The organism is Enterococcus sp. DIV0546 (assembly GCF_051712785.1).
GTDB lineage: Bacteria > Bacillota > Bacilli > Lactobacillales > Enterococcaceae > Enterococcus > Enterococcus faecalis.
This window is the reverse complement of the sequence record NZ_JBIOPO010000001.1, coordinates 166,868-182,988: the sequence shown is the minus strand read 5'-3', so window position 1 is coordinate 182,988 and position 16,121 is coordinate 166,868. Positions and strand designations below refer to the sequence as shown.

The 16,121-nt window shown below is 39.5% G+C and carries 28 protein-coding genes; all 28 read right to left on the bottom strand.

Going from position 1 to position 16,121, the window contains the following annotated elements:
* Positions 1 to 13: 13 nt before the first annotated feature.
* The 28 genes from IGJ24_RS00890 to rpsC all read right to left on the bottom strand — a co-directional run bounded on the left by IGJ24_RS00890 (position 14) and on the right by rpsC (position 16,077).
* Positions 14 to 811, bottom strand: a complete 798-nt coding sequence (locus IGJ24_RS00890; protein WP_002373841.1) for an energy-coupling factor transporter transmembrane component T family protein — start codon at positions 809 to 811, stop codon at positions 14 to 16.
* Entirely contained in the window at positions 808 to 1,677 is an 870-nt protein-coding gene (locus IGJ24_RS00885; RefSeq protein WP_002381364.1) for an energy-coupling factor ABC transporter ATP-binding protein, read from the bottom strand. The genes IGJ24_RS00890 and IGJ24_RS00885 overlap by 4 nt, the downstream gene beginning before the upstream one ends.
* Complete coding sequence (locus IGJ24_RS00880) at positions 1,653 to 2,492, bottom strand: energy-coupling factor ABC transporter ATP-binding protein (RefSeq protein WP_010822446.1); 840 nt, start codon at positions 2,490 to 2,492, stop codon at positions 1,653 to 1,655. Before IGJ24_RS00880 ends, IGJ24_RS00885 begins: the two co-directional genes overlap by 25 nt.
* A gap of 201 nt (positions 2,493 to 2,693) precedes the next feature.
* A complete protein-coding gene (locus IGJ24_RS00875) occupies positions 2,694 to 3,869 on the bottom strand; it encodes a M20 family metallopeptidase (RefSeq protein ID WP_438775343.1) in 1,176 nt (391 codons plus the stop codon).
* 15 nt (positions 3,870 to 3,884) lie between these two features.
* The gene (locus IGJ24_RS00870; RefSeq protein ID WP_002356229.1) at positions 3,885 to 5,084 is read right to left on the bottom strand and encodes a DUF819 family protein; all 1,200 of its coding nucleotides are present in this window, start codon (positions 5,082 to 5,084) and stop codon (positions 3,885 to 3,887) included.
* Complete coding sequence (locus IGJ24_RS00865) at positions 5,054 to 5,314, bottom strand: hypothetical protein (RefSeq protein WP_002390254.1); 261 nt, start codon at positions 5,312 to 5,314, stop codon at positions 5,054 to 5,056. Before IGJ24_RS00865 ends, IGJ24_RS00870 begins: the two co-directional genes overlap by 31 nt.
* 45 nt (positions 5,315 to 5,359) lie before the next feature.
* Positions 5,360 to 5,743 carry a 50S ribosomal protein L17 gene (rplQ, locus tag IGJ24_RS00860; protein WP_002356228.1) on the bottom strand — a complete coding sequence of 128 codons (384 nt, stop codon included), beginning with the start codon at positions 5,741 to 5,743 and terminating at the stop codon, positions 5,360 to 5,362.
* Positions 5,744 to 5,816: 73 nt separating this feature from the next.
* A complete protein-coding gene (locus IGJ24_RS00855) occupies positions 5,817 to 6,755 on the bottom strand; it encodes a DNA-directed RNA polymerase subunit alpha (protein ID WP_002356227.1) in 939 nt (312 codons plus the stop codon).
* Positions 6,756 to 6,835: 80 nt separating this feature from the next.
* Positions 6,836 to 7,225 (bottom strand): 30S ribosomal protein S11, encoded by a 390-nt coding sequence (gene rpsK, locus IGJ24_RS00850; protein ID WP_002356226.1) that lies wholly within the window; start codon positions 7,223 to 7,225, stop codon positions 6,836 to 6,838.
* 27 nt (positions 7,226 to 7,252) lie between these two features.
* Positions 7,253 to 7,618 (bottom strand): 30S ribosomal protein S13, encoded by a 366-nt coding sequence (gene rpsM, locus IGJ24_RS00845; protein ID WP_002356225.1) that lies wholly within the window; start codon positions 7,616 to 7,618, stop codon positions 7,253 to 7,255.
* Positions 7,619 to 7,637: 19 nt separating this feature from the next.
* The gene (gene rpmJ, locus IGJ24_RS00840; RefSeq protein ID WP_002288710.1) at positions 7,638 to 7,754 is read right to left on the bottom strand and encodes a 50S ribosomal protein L36; all 117 of its coding nucleotides are present in this window, start codon (positions 7,752 to 7,754) and stop codon (positions 7,638 to 7,640) included.
* A 32-nt stretch (positions 7,755 to 7,786) separates the two neighbouring features.
* Positions 7,787 to 8,005, bottom strand: a complete 219-nt coding sequence (infA, locus tag IGJ24_RS00835) for a translation initiation factor IF-1 (protein WP_002356224.1) — start codon at positions 8,003 to 8,005, stop codon at positions 7,787 to 7,789.
* Between the two features lie 210 nt (positions 8,006 to 8,215).
* The gene (locus tag IGJ24_RS00830) at positions 8,216 to 8,866 is read right to left on the bottom strand and encodes an adenylate kinase (RefSeq protein ID WP_002356223.1); all 651 of its coding nucleotides are present in this window, start codon (positions 8,864 to 8,866) and stop codon (positions 8,216 to 8,218) included.
* 86 nt (positions 8,867 to 8,952) lie between these two features.
* A complete protein-coding gene (gene secY / locus IGJ24_RS00825; RefSeq protein WP_002359350.1) occupies positions 8,953 to 10,251 on the bottom strand; it encodes a preprotein translocase subunit SecY in 1,299 nt (432 codons plus the stop codon).
* Positions 10,252 to 10,692 (bottom strand): 50S ribosomal protein L15, encoded by a 441-nt coding sequence (gene rplO, locus IGJ24_RS00820; RefSeq protein WP_002356221.1) that lies wholly within the window; start codon positions 10,690 to 10,692, stop codon positions 10,252 to 10,254. It abuts the gene before it with no gap.
* A 47-nt stretch (positions 10,693 to 10,739) separates the two neighbouring features.
* Complete coding sequence (gene rpmD / locus IGJ24_RS00815; protein WP_002356220.1) at positions 10,740 to 10,919, bottom strand: 50S ribosomal protein L30; 180 nt, start codon at positions 10,917 to 10,919, stop codon at positions 10,740 to 10,742.
* 14 nt (positions 10,920 to 10,933) lie between these two features.
* On the bottom strand, positions 10,934 to 11,434 hold the full coding sequence (rpsE, locus tag IGJ24_RS00810) for a 30S ribosomal protein S5 (RefSeq protein WP_002356219.1): 501 nt from the start codon (positions 11,432 to 11,434) through the stop codon (positions 10,934 to 10,936).
* 20 nt (positions 11,435 to 11,454) lie between these two features.
* Complete coding sequence (gene rplR / locus IGJ24_RS00805) at positions 11,455 to 11,811, bottom strand: 50S ribosomal protein L18 (RefSeq protein ID WP_002356218.1); 357 nt, start codon at positions 11,809 to 11,811, stop codon at positions 11,455 to 11,457.
* A gap of 160 nt (positions 11,812 to 11,971) precedes the next feature.
* The gene (gene rplF, locus IGJ24_RS00800; protein ID WP_002356217.1) at positions 11,972 to 12,508 is read right to left on the bottom strand and encodes a 50S ribosomal protein L6; all 537 of its coding nucleotides are present in this window, start codon (positions 12,506 to 12,508) and stop codon (positions 11,972 to 11,974) included.
* Between the two features lie 31 nt (positions 12,509 to 12,539).
* A complete protein-coding gene (rpsH, locus tag IGJ24_RS00795; protein WP_002356215.1) occupies positions 12,540 to 12,938 on the bottom strand; it encodes a 30S ribosomal protein S8 in 399 nt (132 codons plus the stop codon).
* Between the two features lie 35 nt (positions 12,939 to 12,973).
* Entirely contained in the window at positions 12,974 to 13,159 is a 186-nt protein-coding gene (locus IGJ24_RS00790; RefSeq protein WP_002356214.1) for a type Z 30S ribosomal protein S14, read from the bottom strand.
* Positions 13,160 to 13,177: 18 nt separating this feature from the next.
* Positions 13,178 to 13,717, bottom strand: a complete 540-nt coding sequence (gene rplE, locus IGJ24_RS00785; RefSeq protein WP_002356213.1) for a 50S ribosomal protein L5 — start codon at positions 13,715 to 13,717, stop codon at positions 13,178 to 13,180.
* 25 nt (positions 13,718 to 13,742) lie between these two features.
* Positions 13,743 to 14,054, bottom strand: a complete 312-nt coding sequence (rplX, locus tag IGJ24_RS00780) for a 50S ribosomal protein L24 (protein WP_002356212.1) — start codon at positions 14,052 to 14,054, stop codon at positions 13,743 to 13,745.
* 35 nt (positions 14,055 to 14,089) lie between these two features.
* Positions 14,090 to 14,458 carry a 50S ribosomal protein L14 gene (rplN, locus tag IGJ24_RS00775; RefSeq protein WP_002356211.1) on the bottom strand — a complete coding sequence of 123 codons (369 nt, stop codon included), beginning with the start codon at positions 14,456 to 14,458 and terminating at the stop codon, positions 14,090 to 14,092.
* 57 nt (positions 14,459 to 14,515) lie between these two features.
* Positions 14,516 to 14,782, bottom strand: a complete 267-nt coding sequence (rpsQ, locus tag IGJ24_RS00770; RefSeq protein ID WP_002359348.1) for a 30S ribosomal protein S17 — start codon at positions 14,780 to 14,782, stop codon at positions 14,516 to 14,518.
* 23 nt (positions 14,783 to 14,805) lie between these two features.
* Positions 14,806 to 14,994, bottom strand: a complete 189-nt coding sequence (gene rpmC, locus IGJ24_RS00765; protein ID WP_002383858.1) for a 50S ribosomal protein L29 — start codon at positions 14,992 to 14,994, stop codon at positions 14,806 to 14,808.
* On the bottom strand, positions 14,984 to 15,418 hold the full coding sequence (rplP, locus tag IGJ24_RS00760) for a 50S ribosomal protein L16 (protein ID WP_002356208.1): 435 nt from the start codon (positions 15,416 to 15,418) through the stop codon (positions 14,984 to 14,986). The genes rpmC and rplP overlap by 11 nt, the downstream gene beginning before the upstream one ends.
* A 2-nt stretch (positions 15,419 to 15,420) precedes the next feature.
* Positions 15,421 to 16,077: a 30S ribosomal protein S3 gene (gene rpsC, locus IGJ24_RS00755; protein ID WP_002356207.1), complete on the bottom strand. Its 657-nt coding sequence runs from the start codon at positions 16,075 to 16,077 to the stop codon at positions 15,421 to 15,423.
* Positions 16,078 to 16,121: the final 44 nt, after the last annotated feature.

Here is a 16,121-nt window from a genome sequence, read left to right as displayed (position 1 = left end):
TTCTTCACCTTTTCTAAGTTCTTAATACAAATAAGCCAATGGTTAACAAGACAAAGCCAAACATTACTATTGTATCTCGTAGGTGCCAATGAAGAATGCGGTATTTTGTCCGTCCTTCGCCACCTTGATAACCTCTTGCTTCCATAGCAGTCGCTAAGTCTTCCGCACGATTAAAACTACTTACGAAAAGCGGAATCAAAAGTGGAACAATAGCTTTCATTTTTTGAAGTAAGTTTCCTTCACCAAAATCAACACCACGGGCACGTTGGGCATTCATAATCTTTTCCGTTTCATCCATTAATGTTGGGACAAAACGTAAGGCAATTGATAACATCAATGAAACTTCATGAACTGGAAATTTCACCACACGAAGTGGGCGTAACAAATATTCAATTGCATCTGATAACTCTAATGGTGCCGTCGTTAAAGTTAATAACGTTGACATGAAAATAATTAAAACAAAACGACAGAAAATAAATAGCCCATTCGTCACACCAAACTGGGTAATGGAAATAATTCCCCACTGAAAGTACACTTCCCCCCCTTGTGTAAACAAGGTTTGAAGAGCCACAGTAAACAGAATTAGCCATAATAATGGCCGAACACCGCGGATAAAGAAGCGGGCGCTGATTTTTGATAATGAAATAGCAAAAGCAGTAAAGGCTGCTATTAAAACATAACTCTGCCAATTATTTGCTAAAAAGATAATTCCAATAAAATAAAAACTAGCTAATAATTTTGCGCGCGGATCTAAACGATGGATAAAAGAATCACCTGGAATATAGCGCCCAAAAATCAATTTATTCATCATTTTGCCTCACCTGCTTCCTGCATTTTTTTCAGAAGCTGATCGGCTAATTGATCGGCCGTTAATGGTAATTGCTCAAAAGAAAAGCCTTTTGCCACTAATTTTTCAGCAAATTCGGCTGCAGTTGGCACGCCTAATTGTTTTTCTTTCAGCCATTGTGTCTCTTGAAACACTTCTTGTGGTGCTCCCGCTCGGACGATTTGTCCTTTTTCTAAAACAATCACATGATCTGCGTAATTAGCCACATCATCCATCAAATGTGTCACTAAAACGATGGTCATATTGTGTTCTTTATGCAGACGACTAAACATCTCCATCATTTCTTTACGACCCTTAGGATCCAAACCAGCAGTCGGTTCGTCTAATACTAAGACTTCTGGTTCCATCGCTAGCACACCAGCAATTGCGACACGGCGCATTTGACCACCTGATAACTCAAACGGAGAATGTTGTAAGTATTTTTCATCTAAGCCGACTAAATCAAGCATTTTCTTAGCTAATTTTTTCGCTTCTTCGTCTGAAACACCAAAGTTTTTCGGTCCGAAAGCGATATCTCGCTCCACTGTTTCTTCAAACAATTGTGCTTCTGGAAATTGAAAAACGATCCCAACTTTTTTACGAATTGGTTTTAAATTCTTATTATCAGTTTCTGGCGTAATTACACGCTCTCCAATTGTCACTTGGCCTTTAGTTGGTTTCACCAAAGCATTCAAATGTTGTAATAACGTTGATTTGCCACTGCCAGTATGTCCGACAATCGCTGTATAAGAGCCGTCTTGAATCGTTAAATTAATATCGAATAATGCCCGTTGCTCAAAAGGAGTATTGGGTTGGTAAGTAAAATCTACTTGTTTAAAACGGATGTCCATAACCAATCCACCATCCCTTCTTCTGTTAAATAATTCGTTGGCACAACAACGCCACTCTCTTTCAAAGCTACTTTTAATTTTTCAGGAAACGGTAAATCCAAGCCCATTTCAACAAGCGCTTCTCCTGCAGAAAAAATCTTTTCTGGTGTTCCCTCGTTTGTCAATTGTCCTTGGCGCATCACTAAAATACGATTCGCATTAGCCGCTTCATCAATATCGTGGGTAATAGAAATAACTGTTAAATTGCTTTCTTCTTTAATCTTTTGAATGGTAGCAATTACTTCTGCACGACCTTCTGGATCTAACATACTTGTCGCTTCGTCTAAAATAATAATATCTGGTCGCAAAGCAACCACACCAGCGATAGCTACTCGTTGTTTTTGGCCGCCAGATAGCCGAGCAGGTTCTCGCTTGGCAAAATCTAACATACGAACCCGTTCTAATGCATCGTGAACACGTTCGACCATTTCATCACGCGGAATACCTTGATTTTCTAAACCAAAAGCCACATCGTCTTCGACTGTTGAACCGACAAATTGGTTATCTGGATTCTGAAAGACCATTCCTACCATACGCCGGATATCCCAGACGTTTGCTTCATTTAATTCTTTGCCGCCAACTTTGATAGTCCCAGCAGCTGGCAGTAACAGCCCATTGATCGTTTTGGCTAACGTTGATTTACCAGAACCATTATGGCCAATAATAGCGACCCATTCGCCTTGTTGAATGGAAAAAGACACATCTTTTAAAGCGGGAGAAGCATCTTCTGGTTGATAATTAAATTGGATATTATTTAGTTCAATGATTGGTTGCATCGCGTACTCCCTCAATCTATTTATTCTTTCTAACACTACCAAAAAAGTAGCGTTTTTTCAATCATCTGTTCTGATTCTTCACACTATTTTTTATTATACCAAAAGAACGGTCATTATGGGAGCTCTTATCTGTCTTGACAGGTCTATTTTTCATAAAAATAACTTCTTGTTCTCATAAAACAAGAAGTTACTGATTTTCTTTTAAAAATGTGTCTTCAAATATTCAAACGCATATTGGGCATATAACTCAGCACCCATTGCCATCGCATCTTCATCAATATTAAAACGACCATGGTGATGTGCCCATTCCGTATCTTTCTCTGGATTACCGCTTCCCACTAAGGCAAAACAACCAGAAGCATGTTCAGTATAATAACTGAAGTCTTCACCACCGGTTGTCGGCTCTTCTTGTCTTAAGGCCGCTTCACCAAAATTTTCCTTAATTAGTGTTTGGGCAAACAAGGCATCCTGCTCATCATTAATCACTGGCAACGTTCCATATTGATAATCTAACGAAGCCGTCCCACCGTAAATAGCGGCTGTTTGTTCCGCATAGCGTTGCAGCGCCTGTTCTACTCGATTACGCGTTGCTACACTAAAGCAACGAACCGTTCCTTCTAAACGTGCATTCTCAGCAATCACATTAAAACGGGTCCCCACATCCATCCGTCCAATCGTGACAACTACTGGATCTAAAGGATCTGTCTCCCGAGAAACAATCGTTTGCAGATTCATCACGAAAGAAGAAGCTATGACTGCCGCATCAATACAAGCGTTTGGCATAGCACCATGGCCACCTTGGCCTTTAAAATCAGCAGAAAAAATATCTGCGGATGCGAAACTTGAGCCCACTCGACACGAAGCGGTTCCTACAGGCATTTGTGACCAGATATGTAAGCCAAATACATCATCAACACCGGTCATTGCGCCTTGCGCAACCATTGCTTTAGCACCTTGCGCATTTTCTTCAGATGGTTGAAAAATTAACCTTACTGTTCCCTGAAGTTCTTCCTGGATTTCTTTTAATACTTTAGCCGCTGTTACTAACATCGCGGTATGGGAATCATGCCCACATGCATGCATCTTGCCAGCTTCTAAAGATTTATAAGCTAAATCTTCATTTAATTCCTGTACAGGTAAGGCATCCATATCCGCCCGCAGCGCAACCACTCGGCCTGGTTTGCCGCCCACAATTTCAGCAATTAAACCCGTCGGTTCTGTTTTGCGATAAGTAATTCCTAATTGATCAAGAACTGCCGCGACTTTTTCTGTCGTTCGAAATTCTTCAAATTGTAATTCTGGATGTTGGTGTAAATCCCGTCGAAAAGCAATCATTTCTTGTGAATGCTGCTTGACTAGTGCTTTGATTTTTTTCATACTTACGCCCCGTTTCTACAAACTTAATAAAATACTTGAAAAAATACCCGCTAAAATAACCGAAACAATGGTAACTGTTACGAAACCTGCCACTAACATCGGTGGCATTAAATGGCTCGTTAAAGCCGCCTGTTCTTGTTCATCTTCTGTCAATGATTGAATCACTTCATTAGTAATAATATAATCGGCTGGAAAGCCATATAAAGCTGTCAACGAAACAGCGAATGCCATCTCTTTACTCACACCTAATACACGACCAACAATTGCTGAAAAGATGTACATCCCGATAACACCAATCACAATAATCCCAATCATTGGTAAAAATAAATCCATCAACATTTCAGGTGTGGCTTGTTTTAAGCCATCAAAGACAAAAAGCATTAACCCTAAAATCGCAAAACCAAAGCTATTTGCTTTCTGCAATGGTTGCTTTTCTAAAAAGCCTAAAGACGTTGCAATCACGCCAAAACATAAACACAGCACAAAAGGACTAATCGTCACAAACGGTGCCGTCCACACAGAAACATAATAAGCGAGTGTGGCAACTAAGGCTAAACGTAAAATTCGTGAATAATCTGTATGATATCGTTTGGGTACTTTTTCAAATAGTTTAGGCACATCTGGTTCTGCTCCTGTTTCTTGCCCCTCTTGTTCATGAACCGGCTGCCATGTCCCTGCTCGATATTCTTGAAGCTTCCGCTTTCCTTCTTTTTTTAGAACAATTGAAGTTAAGGGATAACCAGCAAACCCTTGAATGACATAAATTAAAATTGCCAAAACTGAAAGTGAGGCTAAACCAGCTGATTGAGCCGCTTCTGACATTACTAATGAAGAAACTAAACCTCCTACTAACGGCGGGATTGCAACTAAAACTGTTTTTAAGTCAAAAACAAAAGTCCCTACAGCTAATAACAAGGCAATAATGCCCAGAATACCTGACAAAGCAATCACAATCGTTTTCCATTGATTAACCAATTCTTTAACAGAGAGCAGAGTGCCCATATTAGTAATCAACAGATACATTAATAAAGTGGCAACCACTGTAGGAATCCCTGCCACTTCCACAATATTTTGTGGAAAAATAGTCCAATAACCAAGAATAAATAAAACACCACAAACAAAAACAGATGGAATCCAAGCTTTTGTTTTGATAGAAACTACATCACCAATGTATAAAATAACCATCAGCAACGAAAAAGCAAACATTTGCGACATATAATTCCCCCTTCTACTAACTCAGATTGTTTAATTATCTGAAAATTCCAATTAATAATCAGTATAACAAACCGGAAAAGCTTCTGCAATGCTTTTAAGAAACAAAAAAGCTTTGAGAAAACAGCGTTTTCCCAAAGCAAAAAAAAATCACCTTTATATGATGAGTGCTCCCCTGCTAAAGCCATCTTTAGCAGGGAAAGCAGAGCTAGACTCGGAGTCGCCTCCAACATCATAACACTCTAAAAGAAACATCTATAAAGTGATCGGTTTATTAATTATTTAACAAATTCGATAACTACCATTGGTGCTGCATCGCCGCGTCTTGGTTCTGTCTTCAAGATACGAGTGTAACCACCTTGGCGTTCCGCGAAACGAGGTCCTAAATCGTTAAATAGCTTTTGTAAAGCTGATTCAACAACGATAGACTCATCTTCTTCACGAACACTAGCAACTTCATTACGAACGAAAGTAGCTGCTTGACGACGTGCATGAAGATCTCCACGTTTACCTAAAGTAATCATTTTTTCTACAGTTGAACGTACTTCTTTCGCACGAGCTTCAGTAGTTACGATGCGTTCGTTGATGATTAAATCAGTTGTAATATCACGTAGCATAGCTTTACGTTGGCTTGATGTGCGTCCTAATTTACGGTAACTCACGTTGGGTTCCCTCCTTCGTTTCTGTTCTCACGAGCCACTGCTGTTAAGCAGGACTGGAAACTTCGTAAAAGTCTTAATCGTCCTTACGTAATCCTAATCCTAGATCATGCAATTTAAGTTTTACTTCTTCAAGAGATTTACGACCTAAATTACGTACTTTGATCATTTCTGGTTCAGATTTGTTTGTAAGTTCTTGTACAGTATTAATGCCTGCACGTTTTAAACAGTTATATGAACGAACTGATAAATCAAGTTCTTCAATCGTCATTTCTAGCATTTTCTCTTTTTGAGTTTCTTCTTTTTCCACCATGATTTCAGCGTTTTTCGCTTCGTCAGTAAGGTTTACAAAGATATCTAAATGCTCAGTCATGATTTTCGCAGCTAAACTTAGTGCTTCTTGAGGAATGATTGAACCATCTGTCCATATTTCCATTGTTAATTTGTCGAAATCATCACGACGACCAACACGTGTATTTTCTACTTGATAGTTAACACGACGAACGGGTGTGTAGATGGAATCAACTGGAAGTACACCGATTGGCATATCTTCTTTTTTGTTTTCGTCTGCTTGAACATAGCCACGACCAGGTTTCACTGTTAAGCGAGCATGGAAAGTAGCTCCTTCAGCAACACTACAGATAACTAAATCTTTATTTAGGATCTCAACATCACTGTCCACGATAATATCGCCGGCAGTCACGGTAGCGGGTCCTGTAATATCGATCTCAAGGGTTTTCTCTTCTTCAGCATATAATTTCAATGCTAAGCCTTTAATATTCAAAATAATTTGTGTTACGTCTTCTCGTACACCTGGAATGGTTGAGAATTCGTGTAAAACACCATCGATTTGAATATTCGTAATTGCAGCTCCTGGTAAAGAAGACAATAAAATACGACGTAGAGAGTTACCTAAAGTAGTTCCGTAACCGCGTTCTAATGGTTCAACGACGAACTTACCATAATCTCTATTTTCATCAATTTTTTCGATTCTTGGTTTTTCAAATTCAATCATTCTTATCTATACCCCTTTCAAAACGAAAAGTGTCTTGTTCAATGACGTTCCTAATTCAAACTCAGAATGAGTGGCGCTCATTAAACACGACGGCGTTTTGGAGGGCGGCATCCATTATGAGGAACTGGAGTCACGTCACGAATTGCAGTCACTTCTAAACCTGTTGCTTGTAATGAACGAATTGCTGCTTCACGTCCAGAACCAGGTCCTTTAACTGTTACGTCTACAGTTTTAAGTCCATGTTCCATTGCCACTTTAGTTGCGGCTTCTGCAGCCATTTGAGCGGCAAAAGGAGTTGATTTTTTGCTTCCTTTAAAGCCTAATGATCCTGCTGATGACCATGCTAATGCATTACCATGTGTATCAGTAATCATTACGATTGTATTGTTGAATGTAGAATGGATATGTGCTACACCTGATTCTATATTCTTTTTGACACGGCGTTTACGACTAACTTTTTTTGCTGCCATGAAGTTCTAACCTCCTTCACTTAGGAATTATTTTTTCTTGCCTGCTACTGTTTTAGTAGGGCCTTTACGAGTACGTGCATTATTTTTCGTGTTTTGTCCACGAGTTGGTAATCCACGACGGTGACGGATTCCACGGTATGAACCGATTTCCATCAAGCGTTTGATGTTTAAGTTCACTTCACGACGAAGATCCCCTTCAACTTTTAACTTATCAATTTCCGCACGAATCGCATCTGTTTGTTCGTTTGTTAAATCACGTACACGAACATCTTCAGATACGCCAACGTTTGCTAAAACTTTTTTAGCTGTAGTGTTACCAATACCATAAATGTAAGTAAGAGAAACTACTACACGTTTGTCACGAGGGATGTCTACTCCTGCAATACGAGCCATTATTCGTTACACCTCCTAATTATCCTTGACGTTGTTTATGTTTTGGATTTGCTGGGCAAATAACCATAACACGTCCTTTACGGCGAATTACTTTACAATGTTCACACATTGGTTTTACTGATGGTCTTACTTTCATGATAATACCTCCTGTGGTTTTACGGAGTACAATTATTTAAAGCGATAAGTAATACGGCCACGCGTTAAATCATACGGTGATAATTCAACTGTTACTTTGTCACCAGGTAAGATACGGATGTAGTGCATACGGATTTTACCTGAAACAGTAGCAAGAACTTGGTGTCCATTTTCTAGTTCGACTTTAAACATTGCATTCGGCAAAGTTTCGACGACTGTACCTTCGACTTCAATCATATCTTCTTTTGCCACGCACAGTACCTCCTTGTACTTGTTTCGCGTTTTCACACGATAAAACGGCGGAAACTCCAGCTCCCACCTAGAAATTCTCAACTAACTTCGTTATTCATTTTGATGTCACAAAACTGTAGAAGTCGGACTGATATATTCTACCATATTTAGTTATGTTTTGGCAAGAGAAACTGAATACATCAACAGGGTTAAACTGCGGGCAATTGGAAATTAGTTTTCGTCAATGATTTTTTTCACATCAGAAAAAACAGTATCGATTTCGCGATTGCCATCGATTGTATGCATCAAGCCTTGTTCTTTATAGAAAGCTAAGATTGGTGCGCTACTTTCAATGTTGACTGCCAAACGATTTTTAACCGTTTCGGGCTTATCATCTTCTCTTTGGTAGAATTCATGTCCGCCACAGCGATCACAAGTGCCTTCAACTTTTGGCGGGTTGAATAATTTATGATACGTTGCGCCACATGTGCGACAGATGAATCGTCCAGCTAAACGCTCGATTAATACATCTTCTTCTACATGGATGTCAATGACAGCATCAATTTTTTTGTTTAATTCTTTAAGCATTGTATCTAATGCTTTTGCTTGATCCAGTGTACGTGGGAAACCATCTAATAGGAATCCTTTGTCTGTATCTGGTTCAGCAAGGCGTTCTTTAACAATTCCGTTTGTTACTTCGTCAGGAACCAGTTCACCTTTATCGATATAAGATTTCGCTTCTAGGCCCAAGGCAGTTTCATTTTTCATTGCTGCACGGAACATATCTCCAGTAGAAATATGTGGAATGCCATACGTATCAATGATTTTTTCTGCTTGGGTGCCTTTACCTGCTCCAGGTAATCCCATTAAAATGAGGTTCATATATTCTCCTCCTAATTTTAAAGACCGGCTTATGAAGCTAGCCATATGTGAGAATGGTGCTGAGGTAAAACCTCAACACTCGATTCTTACTTATTGATAAAGCCGACATATTGACGTTTCATCATTAATCCTTCTAATTGTTTCGTTGTTTCTAATGCAACCCCGATAACGATTAGTAAACTTGTTCCACCTAAACCGATTGATTGAGGTAAGTTCCAAACCATTTGCGCAATGATTGGAAGTAAAGCAACAAGTCCTAGGAAAATTGAGCCGACAACACTTAATCTCATTAACACGCCAGATACATATTCTTCTGTACCTTTACCTGGTCGCACGCTTGGAATGTAGCTTCCTTGTTTTTGTAAGTTTTCCGCTAATTTCTCAGGGTTTACTTGAACAAATGCATAGAAGAACGTAAACGCAACGATTAGGACAGTATAGATGATTGCCCCTGGAACTGTGTTATAACTAAAGATTTTTGTCATAATGTCATACCAATTTTCACCAGCGAATTTTGATGAGAAAGCTTGTAAAATGGCATTTGGTGTTGCAATTAACGAGCTGGCAAAGATAACTGGAATAACCCCAGCAGCATTTACTTTTAACGGTAAATAACTACTTGTTGGTGCACCAGAAACACGTTTTGTATATTGGATTGGAATCTTACGTTCTGCTTGTTGGAAGAACGTTACGACTGTAACAATCACCAAAATAGCAATAACTAAGATTGCAATGAAAATAACAGATTGCCAAATACGAGAAGACTCGATATTGACGAAGTAATCTTCATAGATTTCTTTGACTGCTCCTGGCAAACGAGAAATAATCCCGGCAAAGATAATCATTGAAACACCATTTCCGATTCCTTTTTCTGTAATTTGTTCACCCATCCAAGTCACAAACATCGTCCCAGCAGTTAAAATAACTGCAATCATCACAAAGGTACCTAAGGTTGGATTGTTGACAATCCCAGTTTGACTTAAGCTATTAAAACCAGCAGTGATCCCCATTGACTGAGCCACACCCAAGACAATCGTTAGATATCTTGTTGCTTGATTTAATTTCTTACGCCCAACTTCCCCTTGTTTTGACCATTCTACAAATCTAGGTACAATATCCATTTGCAATAGTTGAATAATAATAGAGGCTGTAATGTATGGCGAAACCCCCATCGAGAAGATAGAGAAGTTTTGCATGGCACTACCACTCACCATATTCAACATATTCAAAAAGGGTAAGCTACTTAAATCAGACAATCCCTTTGCATTCACCCCGGGCACAGTAATGTGCGCACCTAGGCGAAATACAAACAAGATTAAAACTGTAAATAAGATTTTTGATCTAATGTCTTTGACTTTAAAGGCGTTCTTTAATAGCTTGAACAATTAGATCACCTCGATTGAACCACCAGCAGCTTCGATAGCTTCTTGTGCTGATTTCGAGAATTTAGCTGCTTTCACAGTTAATTTTTTCGTTAACTCACCATCTGCAAGAACTTTGATTCCCGCTTTTTCGTTTTTAACGATTCCTGCTTCTTTTAGGACAACAGGAGTTACTTCTGTTCCATCTTCAAAACGGTTTAAAGTATCTAAGTTCACAACAGCGTAATCTTTACGATTAATGTTTGTAAACCCACGTTTTGGTAAACGACGGAATAATGGAGTTTGACCCCCTTCAAATCCTAAACGAACACCACCGCCTGAACGGGCTTTTTGCCCTTTTTGTCCACGGCCAGCTGTTTTACCATTACCAGATGAAGTACCACGTCCAACACGGTTACGTACTTGGCGTGAGCCCTCAGCAGGTTTTAATTCATGAAGTTTCATAGGTTTGGCACCTCCTTAAGCAATCTTCTATTACAAATCTATAAATCTTAAACTTCTTCTACGTCCACTAAATGTGAAATAGTGTTAACCATACCTTTGATTGCTTCATTGGCAGGTTTTGTAACAGTACTATTCACTTTACCTAAACCTAACGCTTTAACTGTAGCACGTTGGTTTTGAGGACGTCCGATAACACTGCGTTTTAAAGTAATTTTTAATTCAGCCATTATTTTTGTCCTCCTTAACCGATAATTTCTTCTACAGATTTACCGCGAAGTGCTGCCACTTCTTCGGCACGTTTTAATTGTTTTAGACCTTCAACAGTTGCGCGAACAACGTTAATAGGTGTGTTTGAACCTAGTGATTTAGATGTAATATCTGCTACACCAGCTAATTCCAATACGGCACGAACTGGTCCACCAGCAGCTACCCCAGAACCTTCTACTGCAGGTTTCATAAGGATACGGCCGCCACCGAATACGCCAATTACTTCGTGCGGGATAGTAGAACCAACCATAGGCACTTCAACTAAGTTTTTCTTCGCGTCTTCGATTGCTTTACGGATAGCTTCAGGTACTTCTTGTGCTTTACCAGTACCGAAACCAACGTGTCCGTTTTTGTCACCGACAACAACTAAAGCTGCGAAACGTAAACGACGTCCACCTTTAACAACTTTTGTTACACGGTTGATCGCTACAACGCGGTCTTCTAATTCCAAATGTTTTGGATCAATATAAACCATGAATGGTGTTCCTCCTTCTCCTAAAATTCTAGTCCATTTTCACGAGCAGCTTCAGCTAAAGCTTGCACGCGGCCATGGTAAAGGTATCCACCACGGTCGAAGACTACTTTTTTGATGCCTTTTTCAGCGGCACGTTCAGCAACTAGTTTACCAACAGCTGCAGCTGTTTCTGTTTTTGTTCCACCTGAAATTTCTTTATCCAAGGCAGAGGCACTTGCTAGCGTCACACCCGCTACGTCATCAATGACTTGCGCGTAGATGTTTTTGTTAGAACGGAAAATGTTCAAGCGTGGGCACTCAGCAGTACCAGAGATTTTGTTACGTACACGACGATGTCTCTTTTGACGTGTTTTGTTTTTATCTGGTTTTGTAATCACAATTTTCACCTCTTTGATTTAATGTTTACTACTAATATTTCAAGCAGTCAGCAGATTACGGAAAAGAGAAGCTGGCAGACAAGACAAAAGCATTTTATTGGAAAAATCCCATAAAATGACAGTTGCTTGTTGTTGACTTCTGTTTTCTACACAGCTGTTATTATTTACCAGTTTTACCTTCTTTACGGCGTACAAATTCACCAACATAGCGAATCCCTTTGCCTTTATAAGGTTCTGGAGGACGAACGCCACGGATGTTAGCAGCTAATTCACCAACAACTTCTTTGTTGATGCCTTTAACGATAACTTGTGTGTTCGCAGGTACTTCAAATGTTACGCCTTCTGGTGCTGTCATTTCGACAGGATGAGAATAACCAACGTTTAAAGTTAATTTGTTGCCTTGTACTTGGGCACGGTATCCGACCCCGATAAGTTCAAGTGCTTTTTGGAAACCTTCAGAAACACCAACAACCATGTTGTTGAAGTTTGCACGAGTTGTTCCGTGGATTGTTTTCATTTCTTTTGAATCGTTTGGACGAGTGAATGTCACTTCGTTTCCTTCGATGTTCATTTTGATATCAGAAGAAAATTCGCGTGTTAATTCACCTTTAGGTCCTTTAACTGTAATGTTGTTTCCGTCTTGCTTGATTTCAACACCAGCAGGAAGAACAACAACTTTATTACCAATACGGCTCACTTAGAGACACCTCCTTGTGTATTTTTTAGAATTACCATACGTAGGCGATTACTTCGCCGCCGATATTTTTCGCTCTAGCTTCTTTGTCAGTAATTACACCCTCTGATGTAGAGATGATTGCAATTCCTAGACCGTTTAATACTTTTGGTACTTCGTCAGCTTTTACGTATGCACGTAAACCTGGTTTAGAAATACGTTTTAAGTTTGTGATAACACGTTCTTCGTTTTTACCATATTTTAGGAAAACACGGATTACGCCTTGTTTGTCATCTTCGATGTATTCTACGTCGCGGATAAATCCTTCACGTTTCAGGATTTCTGCGATATCACGTTTGATTTTTGAAGCAGGTACTTCTAAAGTTTCATGTTTAACCATGTTCGCATTACGAATGCGAGTTAGAAAATCTGCAATTGGATCTGTCATGACCATTGAACTATTTACCTCCTTTATGCGAGTTTACTTGTTTACCAGCTAGCTTTCTTCACGCCGGGAATTTGACCTTTATAGGCAAGTTCGCGGAAGCAAATACGGCAAAGATGAAATTTACGATAAACTGAATGTGGACGTCCACAACGTTCACAACGAGTATAAGCTTGTGTTGAATGTTTAGCAGGACGTTTGTTTTTAGCAATCATTGATTTTTTAGCCACGTAGTTCGCCTCCTTATATTATTTTTGGAATGGCATACCTAATTGTGCCAACAATTCGCGAGACTCTTCGTCAGTGTTCGCTGTTGTAACAATTACGATGTCCATACCGCGTACTTTATCTACTAAATCATAATCAACTTCTGGGAAGATTAATTGTTCTTTAATACCTAAAGTATAGTTACCACGACCATCGAAAGCTTTTTTGCTGACACCGTGGAAGTCACGTACACGAGGTAAAGAAACTGTTACTAATTTATCTAAAAATTCGTACATTCTTTCGCCGCGTAGCGTTACTTTCGCACCGATTGGCATTCCTTCACGTAAACGGAATCCAGCGATAGATTTTTTAGCTTTTGTGATAAGTGGTTTTTGACCAGTGATTAATGCTAATTCTTCAACAGCTTTGTCTAAGTTTTTAGCATTTGATACTGCATCACCCACACCCATGTTGATAACGATTTTATCAACTTTAGGTGTTTGCATAACTGAGCTGTAATTAAATTTTTCCACCAATGATGGTGTTACTTCTTTAATATATTTTTCTTTCAGGCGGTTCATTCAGTAAGCCCTCCTTCCGCAATTTTTATTTATCTAAAACTTCACCTGTTTTTTTAGAAACGCGGACTTTTTTGCCGTCGACTTCTTTAAACGCAACTTTAGTAGCTTCTCCGTTTGAAGGATCAATCACCATTACATTAGAAACATGAATTGGCGCTTCCACTTCAAGGATTCCACCTTGTGGGGCTGCTTGGTTTGGTTTTTGGTGTTTTTTAACGACGTTGACACCTTCAACGATAACTTTATCTTGTTTAGGAAACGCTGCTAAGACAACGCCTTCTTTGTTTTTATCTTTACCAGTGATAACTTTTACTTTATCGCCTTTTTTAACAAACATTACTGTTTCGCACCTCCTTTAACGTGGGCTCGAGATTATAATACTTCTGGTGCTAGAGAAACGATCTTCATGAAGTTGTTTTCACGTAATTCACGTGCAACTGGTCCGAAGATACGTGTTCCGCGTGGGCTTTTATCGTCACGGATAATTACCGCAGCATTTTCATCAAATTTGATGTAAGAACCGTCAGCACGACGAGCGCCAGATTTTGTACGAACGATAACGGCTTTAACTACTTCACCTTTTTTAACAACCCCACCTGGCGTTGCTTGTTTGACAGTAGCAACAATAACGTCACCGATGTTAGCAGTTTTACGACCAGATCCGCCTAGGACTTTGATCGTTAAAATTTCACGTGCGCCAGAATTGTCAGCGACTCTTAAACGACTTTCTTGTTGGATCACGATGTGTATCCCCCTTTCAGATTTTGTGCTTCAATCTATTAGGAAATTCTCGTTTTATTAGATAATAACTGCTTCTTCGACTACCTCTAGTAAACGGAAACGTTTTGTAGCTGATAATGGACGAGTTTCCATGATTTTTACGATGTCTCCAACTTTCGCTGTGTTGTTTTCATCATGCGCTTTATATTTTTTAGAATATTTCATACGTTTGCCATAGATAGGGTGGTTTTTCTTTGTTTCAACGACAACTGTGATTGTTTTATCCATTTTGTCTGATACCACGCGACCTTGGTAAACTTTACGTTGATTTCTTTCTTCAGTCATACGCGTTTGGCCTCCTTCCACTATTAGTTAGCTTGTTCACGCAATACTGTTTTGATGCGTGCAATCGATTGACGTACTTCTTTAATACGTGCAGTGTTTTCTAATTGACCTGTTGCTAATTGGAATCTTAAGTTGAACAATTCTTCTTTTAATTGTTTTTCTTTATCTAGCATTTCGGCAGTGGTTAATTCTCTGATTTCTTTAACCTTCATTCGATTCACCACCCATTTCCTCACGTTTTACGATCTTAGTTTTTACCGGCAATTTGTGAGATGCAAGACGAAGAGCTTCACGAGCTACTTCTTCAGGAACGCCTGCGATTTCAAACATGATTTTACCACGTTTAACTGGTGATACCCAGCCTTCTGGTGCCCCTTTACCTTTACCCATACGTACGCCGATAGCTTTACTTGTGTAAGACTTGTGAGGGAAAATTTTAATCCATACTTTCCCGCCACGTTTCATGTAACGAGTCATTGCAATACGGGCTGCTTCGATTTGACGGTTAGTAATCCAGTGAGATTCAGTTGCTTGTAAACCCCATTCACCAAATGCTACTTCTTTTCCGCCTTTAGCTTCACCGCGCATTTTTCCGCGGAATTCACGACGGTGTTTTACACGTTTAGGTACTAACATGATTATTTCCCTCCTTTCTCAGTGTTTTTTTTCGTTGGAAGAATTTCTCCACGATAGATCCACACTTTAACTCCTAGTTTTCCGTAAGTAGTGTCCGCTTCTTCCCATGCGTAATCAATGTCCGCACGTAATGTGTGAAGTGGTACAGTTCCTTCAGAGTATCCTTCTGAACGAGCGATATCCGCACCGTTTAGACGACCTGATACTTGAGTTTTGATTCCTTTAGCGCCAGCACGCATTGCGCGTTGGATAGCTTGTTTTTGAGCACGACGGAAAGCAACACGGTTTTCTAATTGACGTGCAATTCCTTCGCCTACTAATTTTGCATCTAAATCTGGTTTTTTGATTTCAACGATGTTGATGTGAACTCGTTTGCCAGTTAATTTGTTTAATTCTTTTCTTAGGTTTTCGACTTCAGATCCGCCTTTACCGATAACCATACCTGGTTTAGCTGTGTGAATTGAAATGTTAACACGGTTTGCAGCGCGTTCGATTTCAATTGTAGATACAGCAGCATCAGCAAGTTTTGTTGCGATAAATTTACGGATTCTTAAATCTTCGTGTAAGAATTCAGCATACTCTTTTTCAGCATACCATTTCGCATCCCAGTCGCGGATGATGCCTACACGCATTCCAATTGGATGTACTTTTTGACCCACTGATTGTCCCTCCTCTTAAATGTTTAAGCTCTGTTTTCATAAAG

Coding starts and splice junctions, on each gene's coding strand:
- IGJ24_RS00880 (WP_010822446.1), bottom strand. CDS start 2,492: ATGCAACCAATCATTGAACTAAATAATATCCAATTTAATTATCAACCA.
- rplX (WP_002356212.1), bottom strand. CDS start 14,054: ATGTTTGTTAAAAAAGGCGATAAAGTAAAAGTTATCACTGGTAAAGAT.
- IGJ24_RS00875 (WP_438775343.1), bottom strand. CDS start 3,869: ATGAAAAAAATCAAAGCACTAGTCAAGCAGCATTCACAAGAAATGATT.
- rpsM (WP_002356225.1), bottom strand. CDS start 7,618: ATGGCTCGTATTGCAGGAGTAGACATCCCTCGTGACAAACGTGTAGTA.
- rpmD (WP_002356220.1), bottom strand. CDS start 10,919: ATGGCTGAATTAAAAATTACTTTAAAACGCAGTGTTATCGGACGTCCT.
- rplE (WP_002356213.1), bottom strand. CDS start 13,717: ATGAACCGCCTGAAAGAAAAATATATTAAAGAAGTAACACCATCATTG.
- rpsH (WP_002356215.1), bottom strand. CDS start 12,938: ATGGTCATGACAGATCCAATTGCAGATTTTCTAACTCGCATTCGTAAT.
- rpsK (WP_002356226.1), bottom strand. CDS start 7,225: ATGGCAGCAAAAAAAGTTAGTCGTAAACGCCGTGTCAAAAAGAATATA.
- rpsE (WP_002356219.1), bottom strand. CDS start 11,434: ATGGTTTATATTGATCCAAAACATTTGGAATTAGAAGACCGCGTTGTA.
- IGJ24_RS00870 (WP_002356229.1), bottom strand. CDS start 5,084: ATGTCGCAAATGTTTGCTTTTTCGTTGCTGATGGTTATTTTATACATT.
- rpmC (WP_002383858.1), bottom strand. CDS start 14,994: ATGAAGGTTAAAGAAATCAGAGAATTAACCACTGCCGAAATGCTAGAT.
- rpsQ (WP_002359348.1), bottom strand. CDS start 14,782: ATGACTGAAGAAAGAAATCAACGTAAAGTTTACCAAGGTCGCGTGGTA.
- IGJ24_RS00830 (WP_002356223.1), bottom strand. CDS start 8,866: ATGAACCTCATTTTAATGGGATTACCTGGAGCAGGTAAAGGCACCCAA.
- rpmJ (WP_002288710.1), bottom strand. CDS start 7,754: ATGAAAGTAAGACCATCAGTAAAACCAATGTGTGAACATTGTAAAGTA.
- IGJ24_RS00885 (WP_002381364.1), bottom strand. CDS start 1,677: ATGGACATCCGTTTTAAACAAGTAGATTTTACTTACCAACCCAATACT.
- rplO (WP_002356221.1), bottom strand. CDS start 10,692: ATGAAACTTCATGAATTAAAACCTGCTGAGGGCTCACGCCAAGTACGT.
- IGJ24_RS00865 (WP_002390254.1), bottom strand. CDS start 5,314: ATGTTGGAGGCGACTCCGAGTCTAGCTCTGCTTTCCCTGCTAAAGATG.
- rplP (WP_002356208.1), bottom strand. CDS start 15,418: ATGTTAGTACCTAAACGTGTAAAACACCGTCGTGAATTCCGCGGAAAA.
- IGJ24_RS00855 (WP_002356227.1), bottom strand. CDS start 6,755: ATGATTGAATTTGAAAAACCAAGAATCGAAAAAATTGATGAAAATAGA.
- IGJ24_RS00890 (WP_002373841.1), bottom strand. CDS start 811: ATGATGAATAAATTGATTTTTGGGCGCTATATTCCAGGTGATTCTTTT.